The organism is Ferruginibacter sp. HRS2-29 (assembly GCF_024343615.1).
Lineage (GTDB): Bacteria > Bacteroidota > Bacteroidia > Chitinophagales > Chitinophagaceae > Ferruginibacter.
The window spans coordinates 36,740-59,180 of record NZ_RJUB01000162.1 but is presented as its reverse complement, the minus strand read 5'-3'; the positions used below and the strand labels follow the sequence as shown (position 1 = coordinate 59,180).

The following is a 22,441-nucleotide window of genomic DNA, read 5'->3' as shown; positions in this document are numbered from 1 at the left end:
AATTTTCAAAAAATCTATTCATAACCAACGCCAACAGGATTGAAGTTCAACATCAGGATTTTTTTATTGATCTTTATTTTTTTTCTTGTAAATAACCGCCTGCTCGCATCAGGTACGGATACCGTCATAACATCTACATCTACGCAGCAACAGGCCATCAGTTTCATCGATTCCATCAAAACGCTCGAGCCAAGCGGTTACTGGCCGCATGTGAAATCAACGTTGTTCCTCAGTAACCTGAAGCTGAATATACATCAGCCGCTGAGTTTTTATCCTGGCCGGGGAACTAACTTTTGCGCTTACGGTGCATTGTCTTATCTCGTTATAAAAGACGATCCGTTGGGGTACGCACAGTTTATGCTCTCGCTTTACCGGACCGGCAAAGCGACTTATAACGGCAACAATTTCACGCCTTCAGAATCAATAAAATCCGCCGCGGGCACCTTACGGTTCAAAGGTGTGCTTGACATCCGCCATGCAGAGCAGATCTGGTTCCTCGTGCTGGCCGACCATTTCAAAGGTTACCTGAATATCTTCAATCCAAATTATGATCTTGGCGATGAAGACCGCTTCTGGGCTGCTACCAACTTCGCTAAATTCAACCGCATGGTGCGCAAGATGTGCCATTACAAAACGAAAGCCGTCGGCAGCGACCTTTTTCATCCCTGGTTGAAAAACACCTTCCGTTACCTGCACGACAGGCTGGGCAAAGGTGTGATGGTATTGTACATCAACAACCGCGTGATCCACAAAAAGAACCACGACAAAGTGAAACTTTCCATTCCCACACATTTTGTGGTGCTTGAAAATATCCGGATGGAAGATAATGGCCTCATAACACTCACCTATTGGGATTATGGCGGAAAAACATTGTTACAGATAACCCCGAAAGTTTTGAAGAAGATCATTTATGGCATCAGTTTCTGCACCAAAAATGAGCTGATATGAAACTGAATCATACCATATCGTTGTTGCCGGTGATGGCGTTTTTATGGTCTTGCTCCGCAAAGATCGTATCAAAGAATTTTTACCAGGAGCATGGTGAAGAACTACAGAAGATCGAGCAGAATTATAAACGCCTGTACAGTAAAAAGCCTTTCAGCCTTGCGTTTACCAACAAAGACCTCAGCAAGGTTTCTGTGGAAATGATCACCGACAGCCTTACCTACATCTATGATTTTGAGGTAAGTGAAAAAAGGCTTTCCGATACGCTTCATAAATATGGACTAGAGGCCGACAGTGTGCTGGCACTCATCGGCAGCATGCAAAAAGTGAGTTGCACATGGATCAACAATTTCGACTATTACGTCAATGATAATGAGCGAAGACTGATCTTCATCAGCATCAAACCTGTAGTGGTGCGGTATCCGTTATCGCCACCAAAGTATTATATCATCGCTTATTTTGAACGCCCCCAAACCTTTGATGAAAAAGGCAGGTTGCTGGATGGAAGAAGGGCAAGCCGGCTGCGAAAGCTGAACGGGCAGGTGTTTCATAAGATAACGGATAGGGTGTGTTATACGATCGCGGAAAAATACAGGTGATCAATGAAGAATTAAAAATTAAGAATTAAGAATGCTGGCGGAGAATAGAGCGAAAGGGGATCACAGATTTCAAAGGGATGAAGGGGATTGCACAGATTGTTTCCTGCTTTGCAGGAAACCAAAATGCAGTTGATAAGACTGTGACTTATTAATTAAAGCCGAAGTCTTATCAACTGCATTTTGGTTTTCACGCAGTGAAAAATAATCTGTGTAGTCCTTTTATCTTTTTAAAATCTGCGATCCCCATCCGCTTCGATCACCATTCTTAATTATTTAAAGATTTCACTGAAGAAAACCTTCATATCCGTCCACGATGCCTTATCAGCAGCTTCGTTGTATTCGATGGGCAGCTTGAATTTCTTTCCTTTTTCGGTGGCTTCAGGATTGGTGAAAGCGTGTGTAGCATTGGAGTACGACTTGAATGTATATGCTACTCCTGCGCTGTCTGTTTGCTTTTTGAATTTCTCCACTTCTTCTTTTGGAACAAACTGATCGTTTTCGCCATGGCAGACCAATATTTTGGCTTTCACTTTATTTTTATCAGGCGTTACACCCACCAGGTTTCCATGAAAGCTGACAACACCCGCAAGGTTTTCTCCGAGCCTTGCCAGGTTGAGCACCTGTGCACCACCGAAGCAATAACCGATAGCGGCGATCTTTGAAGTATCTGCCTGCGCAAATGTTTTGATCTTCGCCAATGCGGCATCAAAACGTTTTTTTGCCAGCTGGGGATCTTTGTAAAATGGCTCCGCCAATTTACCGGCTGTTTCAGGTGTTTCTCCTTGCGCCGCATTGCCGTAAAAATCCAGGGCCATGGCTATATACCCCAATTCAGCCAGTTGTTTTGCCCTGTTCTTTACATAATCGCCTATCCCCCACCACTCAGGAATGATGAGTACCACAGGCCGCTTAGCCGTGGAATTTGAATCGTAAGCTACAAAGCCTTTCATCGTAACTGATCCGTCGCTATAATCCACTGGTTCTTCTTTGACCGCGACTGTTACCGTTTTAGCCGTGTCAGCAGATTTACCTGCTTCGGATGTTTTGGCGGAATTGTTATTGCAGGCTGCAAAACTGAATGCAAATGCTGTAGCAAGCGCCGTATTGAATAAGTGTTTCATAAAAATTGTTTATTTAAAAGTCAAAATTAACTCATCATATCGAATATGTCTTTGTTCTCTGCCCAGAAGGCATCAAGAAGTACAATATTCGTCTTGAAAAACGCGATCAGGTCGGGCCAGTGCGCCTTATTGAACAACGTAGGGCCTTCGAGCTCGCAATAGATGCGGCTCAGGGATTTTCCATGTTCATCTTCACATTCTTCTATCCATTCGTAATTTTCAGGTAGCTGGTCACGCAGGGATTGAAACACTTCGTAAAACTGTGCCCGTTTTTCTTCCTCCGCCCTTATCTCTATCGCTACAAATGAATACCTATTCTGAGCATCCATCCGGAAACGGATGCCTTTTACTCCGGTCTTATAATTGATCCAGTTTACTTTTTCACCGGATGCCGAAGGAACGGGTGCCAGGTATTGCCCAAGGCTTGTCCAGAACTGCTGGCGTATCTCTGATGCTTCGTGTGCTGTATACATGTTTTAATTAGCCACCACAAAATCGGGGCGTTTTATAAAGCTGCTGTTATATTTAAATCTAAGGTTAGTGCTCAGGTCAACTTTCCAGTTGCGCATACCGGCAACCGGGGTCGGGAAAATATATCCCCGCAATTCGATCGTTCCGAAAATAAGGTTTTCATTCCTCGTCCTGAAACCGCCGCCAAATGCGGAATAGCCTTTCGTTTTATCAAAAGATGCCTTGATAGGTTTTAAAAAACTAATATCCGAAAAAATAAAAGGTGCTACCCTGAACCCCGCAATCTTGGATAGGTTATAAAACACCGATTCCAGTTTTACCGTTGCCCTCGTATCTGCAAATATTTCCGCATTCCTGTAGTAAGGTAACCCAAATACGCTGGAGATGAACAAAGGTTCGTTCAGTTTCAACTTCAGCTGTTTGGTGTAGGATACAGAAACAAAATTCCTGTTGCGCCAGGTCGGGCTTATCTGGCGTAGCCGGGTGAAGTGATCGATGCCTAATAAAAGATCGACATCTTCAAACGTTTTTTTATTTACAAATCCGCCATAGCGAAAGGTATAATTGGTAAAATGCCCGCGGGGCGAAAAATGGGTCGCTGAAAAATCCAGCCCGTAATAAGATCGCCTTACCCCCTGTTTATTGGTATACCCACCTATGATGGAAGCGCTGATACCTTCGGGTACGTCTTCATTCCTACCGAAGCCATAAATGAAATTGGTGCGGTAGAAGTTTTGTTTGTAAAGCGTGTAAGACAACAACGAGCCGTTGATATTGGCGTATTTGAAATCAAAAGAATCTTTGTAGATGGTTGGTACACGGTTGAAATCGTTGTAAAATCCACGTATCCCCACGAAATGCCTCAGGCGTTTATTGGAATCTTTTGACTTCCGGTCTTTTGCACCGAAGTTGTAACCACCCCATAGATCCATCTGAACGTAGCTGTAACTATAACGTGACTTATAAATTGCAGGGGAATCTGCCCAGTAATTATTTGCTGTCTGATTCAGCGAAAGCTCAAGCCGGCCGGTCCATTCCTTATAACGGCTTACGAGTGGCCGTTCGATGATCGTGTAAAATCGGTTCTCTTCCTGCAACTGGCTCGTTATTTCATTGCTGAAAGTAGTAAAGCCTGTTGCCCAGTTAACAAAACTGCCGCGGATATTCCGTTTCAATATTTCTCCGCCATAACCTATACTGGGTTGCCGCTCGCCATCGTATAATAGGCCAAGGGAAAATTTATCGCCCCATCCTGCGAAATTTTCCTCCCGTATTTCCAGGCGGGCCTTATCAACCCTGCTCAGGCTTCCACCCCCACCCAGCGAAAATACATCCTTGGTGAATACCACTACATCGATCGAATCTTTACTATTCCTGGTGCTATCGGTTCTTCCCACGCGGATAAGCGCATCCTGCAGGAATTCCTGCTCACGCAAAAAACGTTCATTATCCGCCAGCAGAAGTGGCAATACTTTATCCCCCTCCCTGAAAAAAAGATTTTTCCGGATGAGGTCTGTTGAACTGTTGAGATGAAATGCATTGGCGACATCGGTGGCAAAATTTTTCCTGATAACGCTGGTATCATACAGATTGCGGTCGAAACCTAACGGAACGATGGTGATGGAACGGATGGTCTTCCCAGCCTGCTTAAGAAATGGATTTACAGTTTTTACAGGCTCAGTAGGTTCGCCATTGCGGGAAATGCTTTTCATCAGCCTGCTGATAAGCCGTCTTTTTTTCTTTGAGCTAGTATCATTTGCGGGGTTTACCTGCGCTGAAACGCCTATACAACTACACAATAAACCGGCAAGCAGCAGCGAACGCAGCAGATAAGATATATACATCAGGCTATGAAAAAATTTTAATGTGTGCGTGTAAAGTTATCTAACAAAGTCATACGATAACGATACTTTAAGGAACTGTTAAAGAACACACAAATCACTCAAATTAAGTACCAGTTTTTTTGCAGCGGCAGAAATTGCACTTACCTTTGCGCCCGCAATTCAGTACTACCGCGATAGATAATAAGAAAATTTCTTCCTGAGTGCCTCCGATCCGTTAGTGATCATACATTTCGTTGCCAGCCATATAAAAAATAAACGAAAAACAAACAAAACAAGTTATGAAAACGAGTACAGTGGGTATCGTAACCCCGATTAACAAAGACGAACTGAAAGAACTATTGACAGAAACGAAAGAAACACTTGCAACCGGCATTCTCGCCAATGCAGGCAACCCGACATTTGGTGCAGTTGATCTGTGGAAACTTAGAAAAACTAATAAGACTACCTCTTCATTGAGAAGGCATATTTAAAAGGTTCAAGGTTCAAAAAAAGTTCAAGGGTTCAAAAGTTGCTTCCGGCAGGAACAACTTTTGAACTCTTGAACTTTTTCAACTTTTGAACTCTTAAAGGATCCCAAATAATAAAGCAACGAAAAATGCCAGGGTGAGCAACCAGTCTTTATCAAAGGAGATCATTTCCATAAAATACATTTTTCATAAGGAGAAAAGGAACGCTGATTAAAAGGTAATATCATTACGAAATGAATTTAACTTATAATCTGTGGAATCAGCGTAATCATTTTTAATCAGCGTTTATCTCCTTCCCCATTGCGGCTAACTGCATCTTTTCCGCAGTTTCTTTTCCCAGGTATTTATTGATCCTGTTGTGAATGAGGTATATCACTGGCGTGAGTAATACCGCTACTGTAAACTTGTACGCATAATTCACCATACAGATGGCCAGTACCTTTTGTATGCTCCATCCTTTGCCCAGGTAAAATGCTATGAATAATACGATGAAACTATCTACCAGCTGCGAGATCACAGTAGACCCTGTAGCACGCAGCCACATTTTTTTTTCGCCGGTCACTTTTTTGATCTTATGAAAAACGGTCACATCCACGATCTGGCTCACCAGGAAAGCGGTGAGGCTTCCTAATATGATCCACATTCCCTGGCCAAAAACAGCATTGAATGCTTTGGACATATCGGGAACACCATCCTGCACACCGGTACCATACCAGAAATCTGCGGCAGGTACATGCATGGCCATGTAAAACATCAGGAAGGCATAAGAGATGAGCGCTACTGCGATGTAGGATATCCTGCGAACTGCTTTTGGGCCGTAATATTCATTGATGATGTCGGTCATCACGAATTCCAGCGGCCACAACAAAACCCCGCAGGTAAGGCTGATGGCTAACCCGCTTTCGCCAAGGAGAGAGAAGCTGAGTGGCTGTGCACCGAATAATTTTTCGAGGGAAAATATTTTACCTCCGATGCATTCCGCGATCAACGCATTGGCCACAAAAAAAGCTGCAAAGATCACAAACAGTTTGGTAGGTTTATCGTTCAGTATGTTTTTGATCATTCTTTTTTTATTTGCTGATAAAATAAAAATATATCTGCATGGGCAGTATTATAAGATTGAAATAAACGATCCACCGCGGGATATTGTTCATTTTTTTTGAAGAAAATCTTGCCAGGAAAAGAATCACAAAAAATACATTGATAAAAATAGATACCACTCCTAATACCACAATACTACTCAACAGCGGGTGCGTATCCAGTTGCCCGTTGCTGCTGCCTTTCACTTTATGAAATATCTCGATCACATAGCCGAGCACCCACAGGAGAAAGCAGACGTTGAAGATGAGGGTGAGTTTTGCCAGAAAACGCATAAATAATTATGAATTAAGAATTACGAATTACGAATGTGTTCATTCGCAAAGCTATTCTCATGAATGATTATATGATTTAACTTGCGGAGCAAAAAATTGATTCGTAATTCGTAATTCGTAATTCGTAATTCGTAATTCGTAATTCGTAATTCGTAATTTACTTCCCTTTCCCCCACCCGAACCAATCATTTCCATTCGCATAGAGCATCAATGCCATCAATATCACAAAACCTACGATCTGTGCATATTCCAGGAATTTTTCGCTTGGTTTGCGGCCTGTGATCATCTCACCGAGGGTGAACACCACGTGACCACCATCGAGCGCTGGTATCGGCAGCAGGTTCATGAACGCCAGTATGATCGAGAACATCGCCGTCATTTCCCAGAAACGCTGCCAGTCCCAGCCTGTGCCGGAGAAAACGGAAGCCATTCCTTTGAAACCGCCAACGCCTTTATAGGCACCGGTTTCAGGAGAGAGGATAAGTTTGAACTGATCGATATAATCTTTTAAAGAGGTGAAAGTCGCTTTTACGCCGGCAGGGAAAGATGCTAGGAAGCTATAAGAAGTATGCTCTACTTTTATCACTCCAAGGCTGTCATATTCCATTGGTGTAAGGAATGGAGCTCCTGTAAGCCCGTTAGAATCTATCTGCACCGGAACGTTCAGCAAATTGCCATTACGGTTCACCGTGAAGTTCACAACAGCATTGCGGTGCCTGTCGTTGTAAGCCACCACCTGATCGAAAAACTGCACTGGTGTGGAATCAACTTTTTCGATCTTATCCCGGTATTGCAGTTTCGCTTTCGCGGCGTTGGAAGTATCCTTTTTGTCAAATTTGCCAATGATCGGCGGCATGCGGAAAAGGAACAATTTGCCTTTGGATTTCTTCTTGGTGATCAGGTCACCTACCAGTTGCACCGGGATCTTGATGTCTTGTGGCTTCCCGTCCCTTTCAATATTGATGGTTCCGCCTTTGCTGAACAAGATCTTTTTAGGTACATCATCAAAGTAGTGGATCGTATCATTGTTGACCCCCATGATCTTATCTCCATCCCGCAGGCCGATCTGGTACATGAGCGAATCGGTGATCCAGACGCCATCTTTTACAGATTTGTTCGGGATCTTATCTTCTCCCCACACAAAAAGTATCATAGCATAAATAACGAAAGCCAGCAACACGTTCACCGTAACACCTCCGAGCATGATGATCAGCCTTTGCCAGGCCGGCTTGCTGCGGAACTCCCATGGTTGAGGTGGTTGTTTCATCTGCTCCTTGTCCATGCTCTCATCGATCATGCCGGATATCTTCACATATCCGCCGAGCGGCAGCCATCCGATACCGTATTCTGTTTCCCCTACTTTTTTCTTGAAAATGGAAAACCATGGATCGAAGAAAAGATAGAATTTTTCTACGCGGCACTTGAACCATTTGGCGGTGATATAATGCCCGAATTCGTGTAAGACAACGAGTATGGATAAGGAAAGTAATAATTGGGCTGCTTTTAACCCCACGCTGGACCAGTTGATCGCTAATATTGTTTCTAAAACCATTATGGTTATTTGTATTATTTAAATCGGTGAATCAAAATATGAGATTAACATACGTTTACAAGCGTATACATACGCTTACAAACGTATAATATTACAATTTCATCAATGAAGCTGCAAAGTTACGGGCCTCACCGTCGCTGTCAAAATATTCCTCCAGTGTTGGTTTGGCGATCAAAGAGATGCTTTCCATCGTTTTTTCCACTACGGCTGTGATATCCAGGAAACCGATCCTGTTCTTCAAAAATGCCCACACTGCTATCTCGTTGGCAGCATTGAGGATGCAGGGCATATTTCCGCCTGTTTTCAATGCTTCTATCGCCAGTCCAAGGTTGCGGAATGTCTTGTAATCCGGCTCCTCGAAGCTCAGCGTCGGGTATTTCCTGAAATTGAACCGGGGAAAATCGTTTTTTATACGCCCCGGAAAACCCAACGCGTACTGGATGGGCAATTTCATATCCGGCAATCCCATCTGTGCTTTCAGGCTGCCGTCTTCAAATTGCACGAGGCTGTGCACGATGCTTTGCGGATGGATCACCACTTCTACCTGCTTTGGTTCGAGATTGAAAAGCCATTTGGCTTCTATCATCTCCAGCCCTTTATTCATCAGTGTGGCAGAGTCGATGGAAATTTTAGCACCCATGCTCCAATTAGGGTGCTGTAATGCATGATCGCGTTTTACATTCACCAAAAAATTAGGTTTTTTACCCAAAAAAGGGCCACCACTTGCTGTGAGGATCACTTTTTCAATCGGGTTCCTGGCCTCACCCACCAGGCATTGAAAGATGGCGGAATGTTCGCTATCGACCGGGATGATCGGCGCCCTTTTTTCAAGGGCTGTCTGCATCACAATATCACCGGCAACCACCAATGTTTCCTTATTTGCCAGGGCGATCATTTTACCCTTATTGACAGCTTTTAACGTTGGTTTCAGCCCGGCAAAGCCTACAATGGCGGCCAGCATGATATCATAAGTGTCAAAATCGGCTACCTGTTCGAGCGCATTTTCACCGGCGAAAACTTTAATATCTGTGGAAGAAAGCGCAGATTTTACAGCTTCATACTTCTTTTCATCGCATATTACCACGGCATTCGGCCTGAATTCCAGTGCCTGTTTGATCAGCAACTCATCGTTGGAATGTGCCGTAAGTATTTCTACTTCAAATAGTTCGGAGTGCGAACGTATGACATCCAGCGTCTGCGTGCCTATTGAACCCGTAGAGCCCATGATGGCTATACGTTTTTTTGGTTCTGCTGATCCCATATTAGAATTTTAGTGTATAATAAATTGCTGATCCGGTTGGCAATTTACTGTATTAATTCTTTTAAAGCAGCATTGACCTTGCTAAAATTGAATTGGCGAATGGCTGACTGCATCAACTCCGAGATCTGAGCAGTCTGCAGGTTGTTGATCGAACCTTCATGTGTATGGGCGATGTTGGCATCGTAACTAAAGTTGTCTTGCTCGATATCGCCCCCTACTTTTTTATACGCGTCGCGGAATGGCACCCCCTGCAACACCAGTTTATTCACTTCTTCCACGCTGAAGAGGTATTTATACTTTTCATCTGCCAGGATATTTTCCTTCACCGTGATGGAAGAAAACATGAGCGATGCCATATTGATGCAATCCTGCAATGTTCCGAATGCCGGGAAAAGATGTTCTTTCAGCAGCTGAAGATCGCGATGGTAACCGCTCGGCAGATTGGTGGTCATCATGGTGATCTCGTTCGGCAATGCTTTAATGCGGTTGCAATGCGAACGGATCAGTTCAAAAACATCCGGATTTTTTTTATGCGGCATGATGCTGCTTCCGGTGGTAAGTTCTGCCGGGAAAGAAACAAAATCAAAATTCTGATTGAGGTAAAGGCACATATCCATGCTCATTTTAGCCAACGTATCTGCCACATTCGCCATAGCCTGCGCAGTAATCCGTTCTGCTTTTCCACGCCCCATTTGTGCATACACTACATTGTAATTGAGTGCTGAAAAACCGAGCAGTTCCGTTGTCAGCGTGCGATTGATGGGAAACGAAGAACCATATCCGGCGGCACTTCCCAGAGGATTTTTATTGACAACTGTATAAGCCGCACGCAATGTCTCTACATCATCCACTAGGCTTTCGGCGTATGCGCCAAACCAAAGCCCGAAGGAAGAAGGCATCGCTATTTGGAGGTGTGTGTAACCCGGCAGCAGATGTTTTTTGTATTGCTCACTTTTTTGCTGAAGCAATTCAAAGAAAGATCCGATAGCATGAACCAGTTGTTCGATCTCATGCCTTAGATAAAGTTTTACATCTACCAATACCTGGTCATTGCGGCTGCGGGCCGAGTGTATTTTTTTTCCGGCATCGCCGAGTTTCTCTGTGAGTAAAAACTCCACCTGCGAATGCACATCTTCCATCCCATCCTGTATAATAAATTTTCCTTCCTCAATATTTTTATAGATCTTTTTCAACTCTATCACCAATACATCCGCATCCTCATGTGTGAGCAAACCTATACTGGCAAGCATTTTCGCATGAGCGATGTTGCCCAGCACATCAAACGGCGCCAGCATCAGGTCAAAATCCTTATCATTACCTACGGTAAAATTTTCTACAGCGGAATGGACGTTTGTATTTTTTTGCCAAAGCTTCATTCAATTAATAGTTAATAATTAATAATTAATAATGTTTCAGGTTGATACATTATTGTTTTATTGGACTTTTAAAACTTAAGACAGAACCCTATTTTAAAAGATTTTCCTTCGAAAGAATTATTAATTATCAATTATTAATTATTAATTCCTCCAGAAGTTCTATATAAAATCCAACTCCCTGCTTTATATCATTCAACAATACAAACTCATCCGCACTATGGCTTTGAGCGCTGAATCCAGGGCCGCATTTAAGAGCAGGTAATGGTATCAGCGCTTTGTCGGATAAGGTAGGTGAACCGTATATTTTTTTACCCAGTTTCTTCCCGGCCCTTATTACTGGATGATCTTCAGTGATGTAAGATGAACGCAATCTTGTACTTCTTGCTTTTACATCCACTTCCACATATTGATTGATGGTTTGTATGATCTCCTGGTGAGTATACATTTCCGTCACACGGACATCTACCACAAAGCTACAGGTGGCGGGCACTACATTGTGCGCTTTGTTTTCTGTATGAATGGACGTTACCGTCATTTTTACTTCGCCCAGCAATGGGGAAACTTTATCAAAACGATATGCTTTGAACCATTCAATGGCCGCGATGGCTTTATAGATAGCATTATCACCTTCCTCTCTTGCAGCATGCCCGGCTTTTCCATTTGCAGTACAATCCAGTACCAGCAAGCCTTTTTCAGCAACAGCCAGTTCCAGCTGTGTAGGTTCGCCAACAATCGCGAAGCTGTTTTCATTTTTAAAAAGATCGTTGAAACTCTTTTCGCTGAATAATTTTTCAATCCCGTTAGCACCACTGATTTCCTCTTCAGCGCTTGCAGCAAAAACAATATTGAAAGGCAGGTCTTTTTTTTCGTAAAAATAAATGAAACAAGCCAGGAGGCTAACCAACGATGCACCGGCATCCGTACTTCCCAATCCGAATAATTTACCCTCTTCTATTTTTGGATCAAACGGATCATTACTGTATTTGGAATTCGCCGGAACCGTGTCGTGATGTGAGTTTAGCAGGATGGATGGCCTGGATGCATCAAAAAATCTGTTGGTGGCCCAAACATTGTTCATTGCACGATCGGCAACAATATTTTTTTGATGAAGAAAGTTCTCAATCGCCAGCGCAGTCTTATCTTCTTCCCGGCTCAATGACGGAATGCTGATCAGTTGCTGCAATAATTTCACAGCATCTTCATATAAGCTATTTATTTTCGGATCATTCATGTACGATGGAAGTTCCGGATTGATGAAGAATAAGCTGCGGTAATTCGGCCGCATGCCCGATAAATATATGTTGCACACCTGCAGATAAGGCTTCGAAAGCGTTATCCAGTTTAGGGATCATCCCTGCAGAAATAACAAGGTCTTCCTTGAGTTTCTCAAAATACAAGCGGTCGATCACCGGAATGATACTGCTATCATCGGCCGGATCGAGCAACACGCCTTTCTTTTCAAAACAATACAGTAACGAAACTTCATAGTAAGCGCTCATCGCTTTTGCGATCTCCTGGGCAATGGTGTCTGCGTTGGTATTCAGCAACTGGCCGTTACCGTTATGAGTAATGGGAGAAAGCACAAGCGCTGCATTGTGCGAGAGCAATTGTTTCACAAAGCCGGCATTGACAGCATCGATATCCCCCACAAAGCCATAATCGATAGTAGTTGCAATACGTTTGTGCCCTTGTATAATATTACCATCCGCCCCGGATAAACCGATCGCGTTACATCCGGCAGCCTGTAATTGTGCTACGATATTCTTATTGATAAAACCCGCATACACCATCGTCACCACTTTCAGGGTTTCAGCATCCGTGATCCTTCTTCCATTTACCATTTCCTGCGAGATGCCCATAGCTTCAGCCACACGGGTAGCGAGCTTGCCACCACCGTGTACCAGAATTTTCTTTCCGTCAATTGCCGCAAATGCGTTCAGGAACGAAGACAATTGCGCCTCATCATCGATAATATTTCCGCCGATCTTCACGACAGCTAATTTTTCAGGAATGATATTTAGTGAATTGGTCATAATAAAAAGTTTCACGTAAGGCCGGCAAGAAACACAAAGGAGCAAAGATAACTTTGCAGTTCATGCATTATTATTTGTTGGTTTTGCGGGTTAGCATTTCTGCAATAACTGCCTGTGCCGCCCAAACCCTGTTGGCGCCTTGTTCCGTTACCAGGCTGTTGGGCCCATCCAGCAATTCATCACTTAGTTCCACGTTTCTTCGTACCGGCAGGCAATGCATGATCTTTGCCTGGTTACCCGAAGCCAGTTTTTCATTGGTCAACATCCAGTCTCCCTCTACGGCTGGCATAGCCCCATAATCATGGTATGAACTCCAGTTTTTGACGTACACAAAATCTGCATTCTTCAATGCTTCCTGCTGATCATGTGTTATGGTCGCACCTTTGGTAAATTGCTCATCGAGTTCATACCCTTCAGGATGCGTGATCACAAAATCCGCTTTGCCCCAGGCATTGATCCATTGCGAGAATGAATTGGCTACACATTGCGGCAGCGGTTTGATATGCGGAGCCCAGCTAAGTACTATCTTCGGTTTTGTAATATTTTTTTCTTTCAATGATTCGGTGATGGTGATCACGTCGGTAAGGGATTGCAGCGGATGAAGCGTAGCGCTCTCCAGGCTTATAACGGGAACGCCTGCATGCAGAATAAACTGGTTGATGATAGTTTCCGCGTAATCCTCTTCCCTGTTTTTTAAAGAAGGAAAAGTACGGATACATAAGATATCGAAATAACTTCCCAGCACCGGGGCGGCATCTTTTACATGCTCAACCGTAGTGCCGTTCATGACGGCACCTTCGGTGAATTCCAGCGCCCACCCTTCTTTATCTACATTAAAAACGATTGCTTCCATGCCGAGGTTCTTCGCCGCAACCTGTGTGCTTATACGGGTTCTAAGGCTTGGATTCAAAAACAACAGGCCGATCTTTTTGTTGTTGCCCAACAAACTCTCTGCAAATGGCTGCTGCTTGAATAGTAAAGCTTTTGCCACCAGGGCATCGATATCCGTTACATCCTTTACTGAAATAAAATTGTTCATGCGCCTAGTTCTGTTTTGATTGCCTGCAAAAATGTGTCCGCCTCTTCCCTGGTCAATGTGAGTGCCGGCAAAAGCCTTATCACATTGGGTTTTGCTTCCCCCGTAAATATTTTGTGCTTTAATAAAAGATTCTTTTTCACATCGTTTAACTCTTCGGGAAGTTCTATTCCTATCATCAATCCACGGCCACGGACTTCTTTTATTTTCGGCAGCTTCTTCAATTCCGTGATAAGGTAGGTGCCGATCTCCGCGGCATTTTTCATCAGCCCATTTTTTTCGATCTCTTCCAACACCGCCAGTGACGCGGCACACGCCAGATGATTACCGCCGAACGTTGTGCCGAGCATAAAATGTTTGGCCGCAAATTTTGGTGCGATAGAAATCCCTGCTACAGGAAAACCATTGCCCATGCCTTTAGCCATAGTATATATGTCGGCATTTACCCCGGCGATATCATGCGAATAAAATTGGCCCGTACGTCCATAACCGCATTGCACCGAATCCGCTATGTATACAGCATCATACTGATCGCACAAACGACGGATCGCTTTCAGAAAATCGGCATTGGCCTCCCTTATCCCTCCTACTCCCTGGATCCCTTCAATGATGACCGCAGCGATCTCATTTTCTTTGAAAGCCTGTTCCAGGCCAGCTTCGTCGTTGAATGGAAGAAATATCACGTTGTCTGTTTCATTCACCGGCGCAACAATTGACGGGTTATCTGTAACCGCTACAGCCAATGAAGTTCGTCCGTGAAATGCTTTTTTAAATGTGATGACCTTTTTTCTTCCATTATAAAAAGAAGCCACTTTCAACGCATTCTCATTCGCCTCTGCGCCCGAATTACAAAGGAATAACTGGTAATCTTCTTTACCGGAAATCTTACCCAATTTATCTGCAAGTGCCTGCTGTAAAGGAATTTTTATAGAGTTGGAATAAAAAGAAATTTCGTGCAGTTGATCTTCGATACGTTTTACCCAATGATCGTTGGTATGGCCGATACTTATTACAGCGTGGCCACCATAAAGGTCCAAATATTTTTCACCTTTATCATCCCAGACATTACTGCCTTTTGCTTTTACGATTGTAACATCATTTAAAGGATATACGTCGAATAATTTCATTTATTTATTGAGTTTATAATTCTTAAATTTTTCTTTAACCGCAGAGAACGTGAGTTAAAAGAGTTTGCGCAGAGAAGAGAACTAATCTCTGCGAAAACTCTGCTCTCTCTTTTCTCTGCAGTGAACTTAAAATGCCGATCCCTTCAACTTCAATCCAGTCCTCTCTTCCAGCCCAAACATCAAATTCATATTCTGCACCGCCTGTCCGCTGGCGCCTTTCAGTAAATTATCAATCGCTGAATGTATGACGAGATCGTTGCCATTTTTTTCCAGTTGAATGATCGCGTTGTTTGTATTCACCACCTGTTTCAGGCTGATCGGATCTTTGCTTACGGTCACCGAAGGATGATCGTTGTAAAATGTTTCAAAAATATCGTACAACTCTTCTATCAGGATATCAGATCCCAGTTGTGAACTCACAAAAATGCCTCTTGCAAAATCGCCTCTCCAGGGAATAAAATTCACAACACTTTCCGCATTCAACGAAGGTTGCAGCTGACGAAGCGATTGACCGATCTCTCCAAGATGCTGATGGGTAAGGGTTTTGTAGGCTTGTATGTTATTAGCTCTCCAGCTGAAATGCCCTGTTGCGGAAAGCGCTTGTCCGGCACCGGTAGAACCGGTAATACCTGTGGTATATACTTTTGAAAGCAATCCCAGTTCGGCCAACGGCAACAATCCCAGTTGTATCGCGGTAGCAAAACAACCGGGATTGGCGATGCTGTTCGCTTTTTTAATAGCCGCTTTGTTAAGCTCCGGCAGGCCATATACAAACTGACGGCCGTTGAGTACCGAATCTTTCTGCAGACGAAAATCATTTCCGATATCGATCAGTTTTACCGAAGAAGGGATATTATTCTGCGCTACAAATTTTTTCGCTTCACCATGCCCTGCGCAAAAGAAGATCACATCCACATCGAAATGATGGCCGGCGGAAAATTCAAGGTTTGTTTCCCCATAAAGATCTTCGTGCACTTTGCCCACATTGTTGCCGGCATTGCTGTTGCTTTGTATGAAATCAATGCTGGCATTGGGATGGTTAACCAGGATGCGTACGAGTTCACCACCCGTGTAACCCGCGCCACCAATGATACCGATCTTAATTTTCTGCATTTGCGCTGTCTTTAATAAGATGATAAATCCCTGTCTGGTTACCAAATATTTTCGAGAAGCCGCGTACATCTTCCCCTGTCCAGCCATTGTTCATTTCACCGTAACTGCCGAATTTGCTGCTCATCAGATCGAATTGAGATTCGATGCCGGTAACAACAAAACGATAAGGTAACAACTCCACAAACACATCACCCGTCACCTGTTGCTGAGTGCTTTCAAAAAAAGCTTCCACATCCCGCATCACGGGATCCATGATCTGCCCTTCATGTAACCAGTTACCATAAAACTGCGAAAGCTGATCTTTGAGGTTCAGTTGCCATTTGGTCAGCACATGCTTTTCCAGTGCATGATGCGCTTTCAATATCACCATCGGCGCAGCCGCTTCAAAGCCTACGCGGCCTTTAATACCGATGATGGTATCTCCCACATGCACACCACGGCCGATAGCGTATCCACCAGCGATCTTCTGCAGTTGCTGAATGGCTTCGGAAGGATGAGCGAACGTTTGTCCGTCGATCGCAGTCAGTTCACCTTTTGTGAAAGATAATTTTATATTTTTCGGCTCTGCCGAACGATCGAGTTGTGTCGGCCATGCAGATTCAGGCAGCATCCCGTTACTTTTCAACGTTTCTTTTCCACCAACACTTGTGCCCCACAATCCTTTATTGATCGAGTATGCAGCTTTTTCGAAATTCATTTCAACTCCATGCTTTTTCAAATATTCTATTTCCGCTTCGCGGCTGAGCCTGAGGTCGCGGATAGGTGTGATGATCTCCACTCCCGGGATCATGGTGTTGAAGATCATGTCGAAACGAACCTGGTCGTTGCCCGCACCGGTACTTCCATGGGCAACGGCAACGGCATCCAGTTTTTTGGCGTGGGCCGCAATGTTCAATGCCTGGCTAAGCCTTTCGGCGCTTACGCTCAAAGGATACGTATTGTTTTTTAATACATTTCCAAACACCAGGTATTTCACGATAGAGTTATAATAATCTTTTACCGCATCAATAGTGGTATGGGTGGTTACACCCAGTTTGTACGCATGTGCTTCGATCTGCGCCAGTTCTTCCTCCGAAAAACCTCCCGTATTTACGATCACCGAATGGACGTCATATCCTTTTTCACGTGTGAGATAAATGGCGCAGAAAGTGGTATCAAGTCCGCCACTGAAGCCTAATACGAGTTTTTTTCCTGTTGAATTTTCACCTGTTGAATTGCTCATTGCTCTTCTGAAAATTTTATAGATTGAAAAAATAATGGAGTAATTTTTTTCGGCCTGCGCTTTTCTGATTGCCTTTCAGGAGCCTGATAAGCCTGCTTTGTTTGAGGCGCATGAAGCGCTCATATATCTTGGACTGCTTTTTAAATTCTTCTGCTGTTTCTTCGGGTTCGTAGTGATCTTTGGGATCATAGAGCATCGCGGTGCACATGCAGTTCTTGCGATCCTTGCTCATCAGGATATCATAGTTAACACAGCTTTTGCAGCCAGCCCAAAACTGGTCGTCATCCGTTAACTCGCTGTAGGTAACCGGTTCGTAGCCGAGGTCTGAATTGATCTTCATGACGGCGAGGCCAGTGGTGAGGCCGAAAATTTTCGCCTCAGGATATTTCTGCCGCGACAACTGGAAGATCTTTTCTTTGATCTGTTTTGCCACACCGCTTTTCCTGAACGCCGGCGAAACTATCAATCCGCTGTTGGCCACAAACGAATCGTGCCCCCAGGCTTCTATATAACAAAAACCTACCCAATCGCCATTTCCGGTAAGGGCGATCACAGCTTTACCTTCCCTCATCTTCTCTGCCACATACTCGGTAGAACGTTTGGCGATGCCGGTACCCCTTGCCTTTGCAGAAGCCTCCATTTCATCAGTGATGATAGCTGCGTATTGCACGTCTGCTTCAACAGCAGTACGAATAATGATGCTTGATTGTTCCAATTTGCTGAAAATTGAAATGAATAAATAAATTAGAAGAAACTATAAGCACAAATTGTGCAGAAAATGTCCGGGGGATTTTTTCACTGACAGGGGCATGTTGGAAATGCTCGGCCTATCAGCAACCACGTCGGCTTTGAGTAGCCATAGTGGAAGTAGCAAAAAAGGTATTATGTAAGCCGCTTTTTTTCAACTTATCGTCATTTTAAATTTGAGGACACAAAAATAGCGTAAAAAAATTTATATAGAAGGTTAATTTATTAATTTTTTGTAAAAGCTAAAAAGCGAATAATGGATAATTTAATAATGGACAATGGATAATGTTTTCATTTTAAACGTTGTAAAAATATTGGATCACCAATTTTGTGAACTGATTATCCATTATCCATTACTTCATTATCCATTCAGAAAGCGCATCCGCTATCTTTCTGTCATTTCCCAGCCGGGCCACTTTATTTTGCCCGCCAAGCTTGCCGATGCTTTTCATATAATCCAGGAACCCGTTCTTTTTGATAGGTGTGATCTTCAGCCTTTCGAGGATATTTCCGGCTATCAGGTCTTCATAATAAGTATTTTTCTTGCGCAGGTTATCGTCGATGGCTTTGGAGAAGGTCGCCAGGTCTTTGGGCGCTTCTTCAAACTCCACGAACCATTCATGATAACTTTTTCCTTCTTCCTGTGCAATGTATGGTGCTACTGTAAACTCCCTTACCGCCACTTTTTCCTGCTCAGCAGCTTTCATCATGGCATCTTCCACTTCTTCCACGATCACATGTTCGCCAAAGGCCGAAATGAAATGTTTGGTACGCCCGGTCACTACAAGCCGGTATGGCTCTGTGGAAACGAACTTCACCGTATCGCCGATGTTGTATGCCCACAAACCTGCATTGCTGCTCACGATCAGGGCATAGTTCACCCCCACTTCCACATCTTTCAGCATGATCCTTTTCGGGTTTTCCTTATCGTATTCCGTCATAGGGATAAACTCAAAAAATATCCCGCTGTTGGTATTCAACAACATGCCCGGTGCTTTTTGCGTATCCTGGAAGGCGAAAAAGCCTTCGCTGGCCGGAAATAATTCTATAGTATCTATATTGCGGCCGATACTTTCTGTAAGCTTCGCTTTGTAGGGTTCAAAATTTACCCCACCCTGCACCATCACGCTGAAATTGGGAAACAATTCGCCGATCTTCTTGCCGGAACGTTCTTCCAGCCGGTCGAAATACATCTGCATCCATGGGGGTATGCCACTGATGAGCGTCATGTTCTGGTTGATAGTTTCGTCTACAATCTTATCCAGCTTTTCTTCCCAGTCTTCAATACAATTCGTTTCGTAAGAAGGCATCTGGTTGGCCCGCAGATATTTCGGAACATGGTGATTAACGATGCCACTCAGGCGGCCTGTCGGCACACCTCCCACTCGTTCCAGTACGGGCGAACCACTGAGAAAGATCAGTTTTCCATCGGCGAAATTACTGTTGCCTGTTTCCGCCATGTAACACAACAAAGCGTTGCGGGCAGTATTGATATGGTTGGGAATACTTTCTTTGGTGATGGGAATATATTTGGCGCCGCTGGTAGTGCCGCTTGTTTTGGCAAAATAAATGGGCAATCCTTTCCAGAGGATATTATGTTTTCCTTCTTTCACTTTTTCGATATAAGGCTTAAATGCCTCATAATCGCGGATGGGCACATGCTGCACAAAATCCTCGTATGTTTTTATTTCGGAAAATTGATGATCGGCGCCAAACTGGGTCTTCAGCCCTGTCTTGACCAATTGCTGTAAGATCTGTTGCTGATCAGCCACCGCGGTGACCATCCCTTTCCTGATCTGTTTATGGATATAAGATGCCAGGGGTTTTGCTAAAAAAGATTTTATTTTCATCGTCCTCGTAAATTATTGCGACACCAGGTGCCGGGTAATTTAATTGCAATCACATTGCCATTCTTTATCCAGGTCAATCACCGTTACCACTACCATTTCACTTTCATGCGGGGCGAAAACGATGCGTACACGTTGTTTGTCGTGGGTAATGCCTTCCAAAGGGTACGAAGTACCTTTATTGCCCTGCTCGATCTTCTCCGTATTGATATTACCTCTCTGTAATATTTCTTTTACTTCCGATTCGTCAATATGCCTGCAATCCATCCTGCAACGGGCATGTTTGCTGTAAACGATCCGGCTGGCTGCCCTGTCGAAGCCCGGAGGATCACCCACCGGAACGATAGCGGGCACTACGGTTTCAATCTTCTCAGGTCTTACTTCCGGCCTGTATCCACGCTGATTCTTTTTTACCCAGAAAAACAACAACACTGCTGCCAGCAAAGCGATAAACGGGAAATATTTTTTGTTCACGGTGCAAGTTAACAATTGATGGGTAGAAACGATACACCAAAAGGCGCCGGAATGTTAAAATATTTTTCTGATTTCTGTGTCATCCTGAGCTTGTCGAAGGATATCCTTCGACAAGCTCAGGATGACACTCGTTTTAATTTAAATATTCATTTTCTAATAATTCTTTAATACACTCCTGATCACGCTGTCTTTTTGTGCTGGCGTGAGGTTGTAATTGTATTTGAAAATACTGCTTTCCCAATCGCCGTAATCCGGGTTGGGAAATACGATGAACCGGTTGCCGAAATCCGCTGCTGACATATCTGTATTGGTTTTCCTTTCTTCCACGGTCTTTTTGTCGAATAAACTGCTGAAATCGGCGAGGTTATCCCCCATGAGCAGCACGATCTCATGTGTCTGTAATACTTTCTGCCGCCTGGCTTCCTTGCTGGAAGTACCCTGGCGCATGATCACGTGATTGGTGTCGGCATTGGGGAGGTTGAAGCGCTGCAGATTGCGGATGGTGGCATCACGCTCGCGAAGGTCGCGGTTGGTGATGTAAAATATATCGATCCCTTTTGAGCGGGCATAATTCAGCAACATGGCAGCGCCCGGCATTGTATCGGCCTCTGCCCTGGCCGTCCATTCGTACCAGGTGTTAACATCATAATCTTTTCCCTCAAGGCCGCGGTGTACGGCATAAGGGCTGTTGTCGAGGATAGTTTCGTCGATGTCCGTCACGATGGCTTTCGGCTTCGCACTGATGCCGGAATAGTGGCTGATCCTTAATGCGGCAATATTATAGGCCTGCAGGCAAAGCGCCCTGTATTCGGCGGCTTTTTGCTGGTAAAGGCTGGTAAAAACTTTGCCGCCGATCACATAATTCCCCTGGGATGGTTGTGAATTGACGGTCGCCTTTTTTGAAGGGCTGCAGGCAGCGATAAATGCCATTGCGATAAGTAAAATATTTTTCATGTTGACTATTTTCTGATGTTACAAAACTTTATAGGAACCACAACACATAATTCGTGTAAAAGATACTAATTTGGCTGTCGGCAAAGTTACCATAAAAAAACATGCACCCACTCCGCTACATATTGTATTCACTTTTTTTGATGGGTTTGTTTACAGCCTGCAACAGCAGCAGGGAAACCGCTATCAAGAAAACCGAAGCTGAACAACTTGAGATCAAACTGCCGGACAGCCTTTTGCAAAAGCAGGCGGATGGAATAGATTTTTTTGCTGAAGGCAACCAGCCAATTTCCTGGAAGATTGACATGGATATCGATAAAGGTTATTATTTCAAAGCCTCGAACGGTATTTCTTTTGAAATACCCGCGGTAAAGCCTTCAAGGAACAGCGATATCGCTGCCAACAGTTATTCCTACAGCAGCCGCCAGGGCGATATGTCGGTCCTGGTTTTCGATCAGTCATGCGCAGGAACAAGTGGAAAAAAAGTAGAGGTAACGGTGAACGGTACACGCTATTCGGGATGCGGCAAAGATCTGTACAACAATGCCATCAACGATACATGGATATTGGAGAAAAATGATAATCAGATCCTTCATGCAAAAGACTTTCCACACGGTTTGCCTAAAATCGTTTTTACTATTGCTGAAAATAAAATGACGGGCTCCGATGGATGCAGCGACATCAGTTCGTCCATACGGATACAGGGAAGCCGCATCAGTTTCTCAACTATCACCGGCGGCAATGGTAGTTGTAAAAACAACAGTATACGCAGGATCTTTATGGAAAAACTAAGCAACAAGACAGCAGATTATTATTTCAGGAATGGCAGATTATATCTTTATCTCATTGACGACAGCACACTTGAATTCAGGAAAGCGTGAT

22 protein-coding genes are annotated in these 22,441 nt (G+C 44.0%); 4 read left to right on the top strand and 18 right to left on the bottom strand.

Features of this window, described 5'->3' with window-relative positions:
• The first annotated feature begins 39 nt into the window (after window positions 1–39).
• Together EGI32_RS20370 and EGI32_RS20365 are read left to right on the top strand one after the other, a co-directional pair.
• Window positions 40–948, top strand: a complete 909-nt coding sequence (locus tag EGI32_RS20370) for a hypothetical protein (RefSeq protein ID WP_255157512.1) — start codon at window positions 40–42, stop codon at window positions 946–948.
• Window positions 945–1,544 carry a hypothetical protein gene (locus EGI32_RS20365; protein WP_255157511.1) on the top strand — a complete coding sequence of 200 codons (600 nt, stop codon included), beginning with the start codon at window positions 945–947 and terminating at the stop codon, window positions 1,542–1,544. The genes EGI32_RS20370 and EGI32_RS20365 overlap by 4 nt, the downstream gene beginning before the upstream one ends.
• 269 nt (window positions 1,545–1,813) lie before the next feature.
• Here the strand turns inward: EGI32_RS20365 and EGI32_RS20360 are convergent, their stop codons facing one another.
• Genes EGI32_RS20360 through EGI32_RS20350 form a run of 3 tightly spaced genes read right to left on the bottom strand, consistent with a single transcriptional unit; the run spans window position 1,814 to window position 4,980 of the window.
• The gene (locus EGI32_RS20360; RefSeq protein WP_255157510.1) at window positions 1,814–2,665 is read right to left on the bottom strand and encodes a dienelactone hydrolase family protein; all 852 of its coding nucleotides are present in this window, start codon (window positions 2,663–2,665) and stop codon (window positions 1,814–1,816) included.
• A 26-nt stretch (window positions 2,666–2,691) separates the two neighbouring features.
• Window positions 2,692–3,138 (bottom strand): DUF4268 domain-containing protein, encoded by a 447-nt coding sequence (locus tag EGI32_RS20355; RefSeq protein ID WP_255157509.1) that lies wholly within the window; start codon window positions 3,136–3,138, stop codon window positions 2,692–2,694.
• A 3-nt stretch (window positions 3,139–3,141) separates the two neighbouring features.
• Window positions 3,142–4,980 (bottom strand): hypothetical protein, encoded by a 1,839-nt coding sequence (locus tag EGI32_RS20350; RefSeq protein WP_255157508.1) that lies wholly within the window; start codon window positions 4,978–4,980, stop codon window positions 3,142–3,144.
• 278 nt (window positions 4,981–5,258) lie between these two features.
• Between EGI32_RS20350 and EGI32_RS20345 the strand changes: the two genes are divergently transcribed.
• Window positions 5,259–5,450, top strand: coding sequence for a hypothetical protein (locus EGI32_RS20345; protein WP_255157507.1), 192 nt, complete (start codon window positions 5,259–5,261; stop codon window positions 5,448–5,450).
• A gap of 271 nt (window positions 5,451–5,721) precedes the next feature.
• Here EGI32_RS20345 and EGI32_RS20340 read toward each other — a convergent pair whose 3' ends face one another.
• The 15 genes from EGI32_RS20340 to EGI32_RS20270 all read right to left on the bottom strand — a co-directional run bounded on the left by EGI32_RS20340 (window position 5,722) and on the right by EGI32_RS20270 (window position 21,562).
• Window positions 5,722–6,510, bottom strand: coding sequence for a queuosine precursor transporter (locus EGI32_RS20340; protein WP_255157506.1), 789 nt, complete (start codon window positions 6,508–6,510; stop codon window positions 5,722–5,724).
• A 7-nt stretch (window positions 6,511–6,517) separates the two neighbouring features.
• Window positions 6,518–6,820 carry a hypothetical protein gene (locus EGI32_RS20335; protein WP_255157505.1) on the bottom strand — a complete coding sequence of 101 codons (303 nt, stop codon included), beginning with the start codon at window positions 6,818–6,820 and terminating at the stop codon, window positions 6,518–6,520.
• Between the two features lie 157 nt (window positions 6,821–6,977).
• Entirely contained in the window at window positions 6,978–8,372 is a 1,395-nt protein-coding gene (gene rseP / locus EGI32_RS20330; protein WP_255157504.1) for an RIP metalloprotease RseP, read from the bottom strand.
• A 91-nt stretch (window positions 8,373–8,463) separates the two neighbouring features.
• Window positions 8,464–9,633, bottom strand: a complete 1,170-nt coding sequence (locus EGI32_RS20325) for a 1-deoxy-D-xylulose-5-phosphate reductoisomerase (protein WP_255157503.1) — start codon at window positions 9,631–9,633, stop codon at window positions 8,464–8,466.
• Window positions 9,634–9,677: 44 nt separating this feature from the next.
• Window positions 9,678–11,009 (bottom strand): argininosuccinate lyase, encoded by a 1,332-nt coding sequence (argH, locus tag EGI32_RS20320; protein ID WP_255157502.1) that lies wholly within the window; start codon window positions 11,007–11,009, stop codon window positions 9,678–9,680.
• A 127-nt stretch (window positions 11,010–11,136) separates the two neighbouring features.
• Complete coding sequence (locus EGI32_RS20315; protein ID WP_255157501.1) at window positions 11,137–12,294, bottom strand: M20/M25/M40 family metallo-hydrolase; 1,158 nt, start codon at window positions 12,292–12,294, stop codon at window positions 11,137–11,139.
• The gene (gene argB / locus EGI32_RS20310) at window positions 12,233–13,042 is read right to left on the bottom strand and encodes an acetylglutamate kinase (protein WP_255157500.1); all 810 of its coding nucleotides are present in this window, start codon (window positions 13,040–13,042) and stop codon (window positions 12,233–12,235) included. Before argB ends, EGI32_RS20315 begins: the two co-directional genes overlap by 62 nt.
• Window positions 13,043–13,112: 70 nt before the next feature.
• The gene (locus tag EGI32_RS20305) at window positions 13,113–14,081 is read right to left on the bottom strand and encodes an N-acetylornithine carbamoyltransferase (RefSeq protein ID WP_255157499.1); all 969 of its coding nucleotides are present in this window, start codon (window positions 14,079–14,081) and stop codon (window positions 13,113–13,115) included.
• Window positions 14,078–15,205: an aspartate aminotransferase family protein gene (locus EGI32_RS20300; RefSeq protein ID WP_255157498.1), complete on the bottom strand. Its 1,128-nt coding sequence runs from the start codon at window positions 15,203–15,205 to the stop codon at window positions 14,078–14,080. Before EGI32_RS20300 ends, EGI32_RS20305 begins: the two co-directional genes overlap by 4 nt.
• Before the next feature lie 126 nt (window positions 15,206–15,331).
• On the bottom strand, window positions 15,332–16,318 hold the full coding sequence (gene argC / locus EGI32_RS20295; protein WP_255157497.1) for an N-acetyl-gamma-glutamyl-phosphate reductase: 987 nt from the start codon (window positions 16,316–16,318) through the stop codon (window positions 15,332–15,334).
• Window positions 16,305–17,540, bottom strand: a complete 1,236-nt coding sequence (locus EGI32_RS20290; RefSeq protein ID WP_255157496.1) for an argininosuccinate synthase — start codon at window positions 17,538–17,540, stop codon at window positions 16,305–16,307. Before EGI32_RS20290 ends, argC begins: the two co-directional genes overlap by 14 nt.
• 16 nt (window positions 17,541–17,556) lie before the next feature.
• The gene (locus EGI32_RS20285; RefSeq protein ID WP_255157495.1) at window positions 17,557–18,255 is read right to left on the bottom strand and encodes a GNAT family N-acetyltransferase; all 699 of its coding nucleotides are present in this window, start codon (window positions 18,253–18,255) and stop codon (window positions 17,557–17,559) included.
• A 385-nt stretch (window positions 18,256–18,640) separates the two neighbouring features.
• Entirely contained in the window at window positions 18,641–20,137 is a 1,497-nt protein-coding gene (locus EGI32_RS20280) for a GH3 auxin-responsive promoter family protein (protein ID WP_255157494.1), read from the bottom strand.
• A 39-nt stretch (window positions 20,138–20,176) separates the two neighbouring features.
• Window positions 20,177–20,608: a DUF4258 domain-containing protein gene (locus EGI32_RS20275; protein WP_255157493.1), complete on the bottom strand. Its 432-nt coding sequence runs from the start codon at window positions 20,606–20,608 to the stop codon at window positions 20,177–20,179.
• 153 nt (window positions 20,609–20,761) lie between these two features.
• The gene (locus tag EGI32_RS20270) at window positions 20,762–21,562 is read right to left on the bottom strand and encodes a 5'-nucleotidase, lipoprotein e(P4) family (protein WP_255157492.1); all 801 of its coding nucleotides are present in this window, start codon (window positions 21,560–21,562) and stop codon (window positions 20,762–20,764) included.
• Between the two features lie 101 nt (window positions 21,563–21,663).
• Here EGI32_RS20270 and EGI32_RS20265 point away from each other — a divergent pair, with 101 nt between their 5' ends.
• Window positions 21,664–22,440 carry an META domain-containing protein gene (locus tag EGI32_RS20265; RefSeq protein WP_255157491.1) on the top strand — a complete coding sequence of 259 codons (777 nt, stop codon included), beginning with the start codon at window positions 21,664–21,666 and terminating at the stop codon, window positions 22,438–22,440.
• The last annotated feature ends 1 nt before the right edge of the window (window position 22,441 follow it).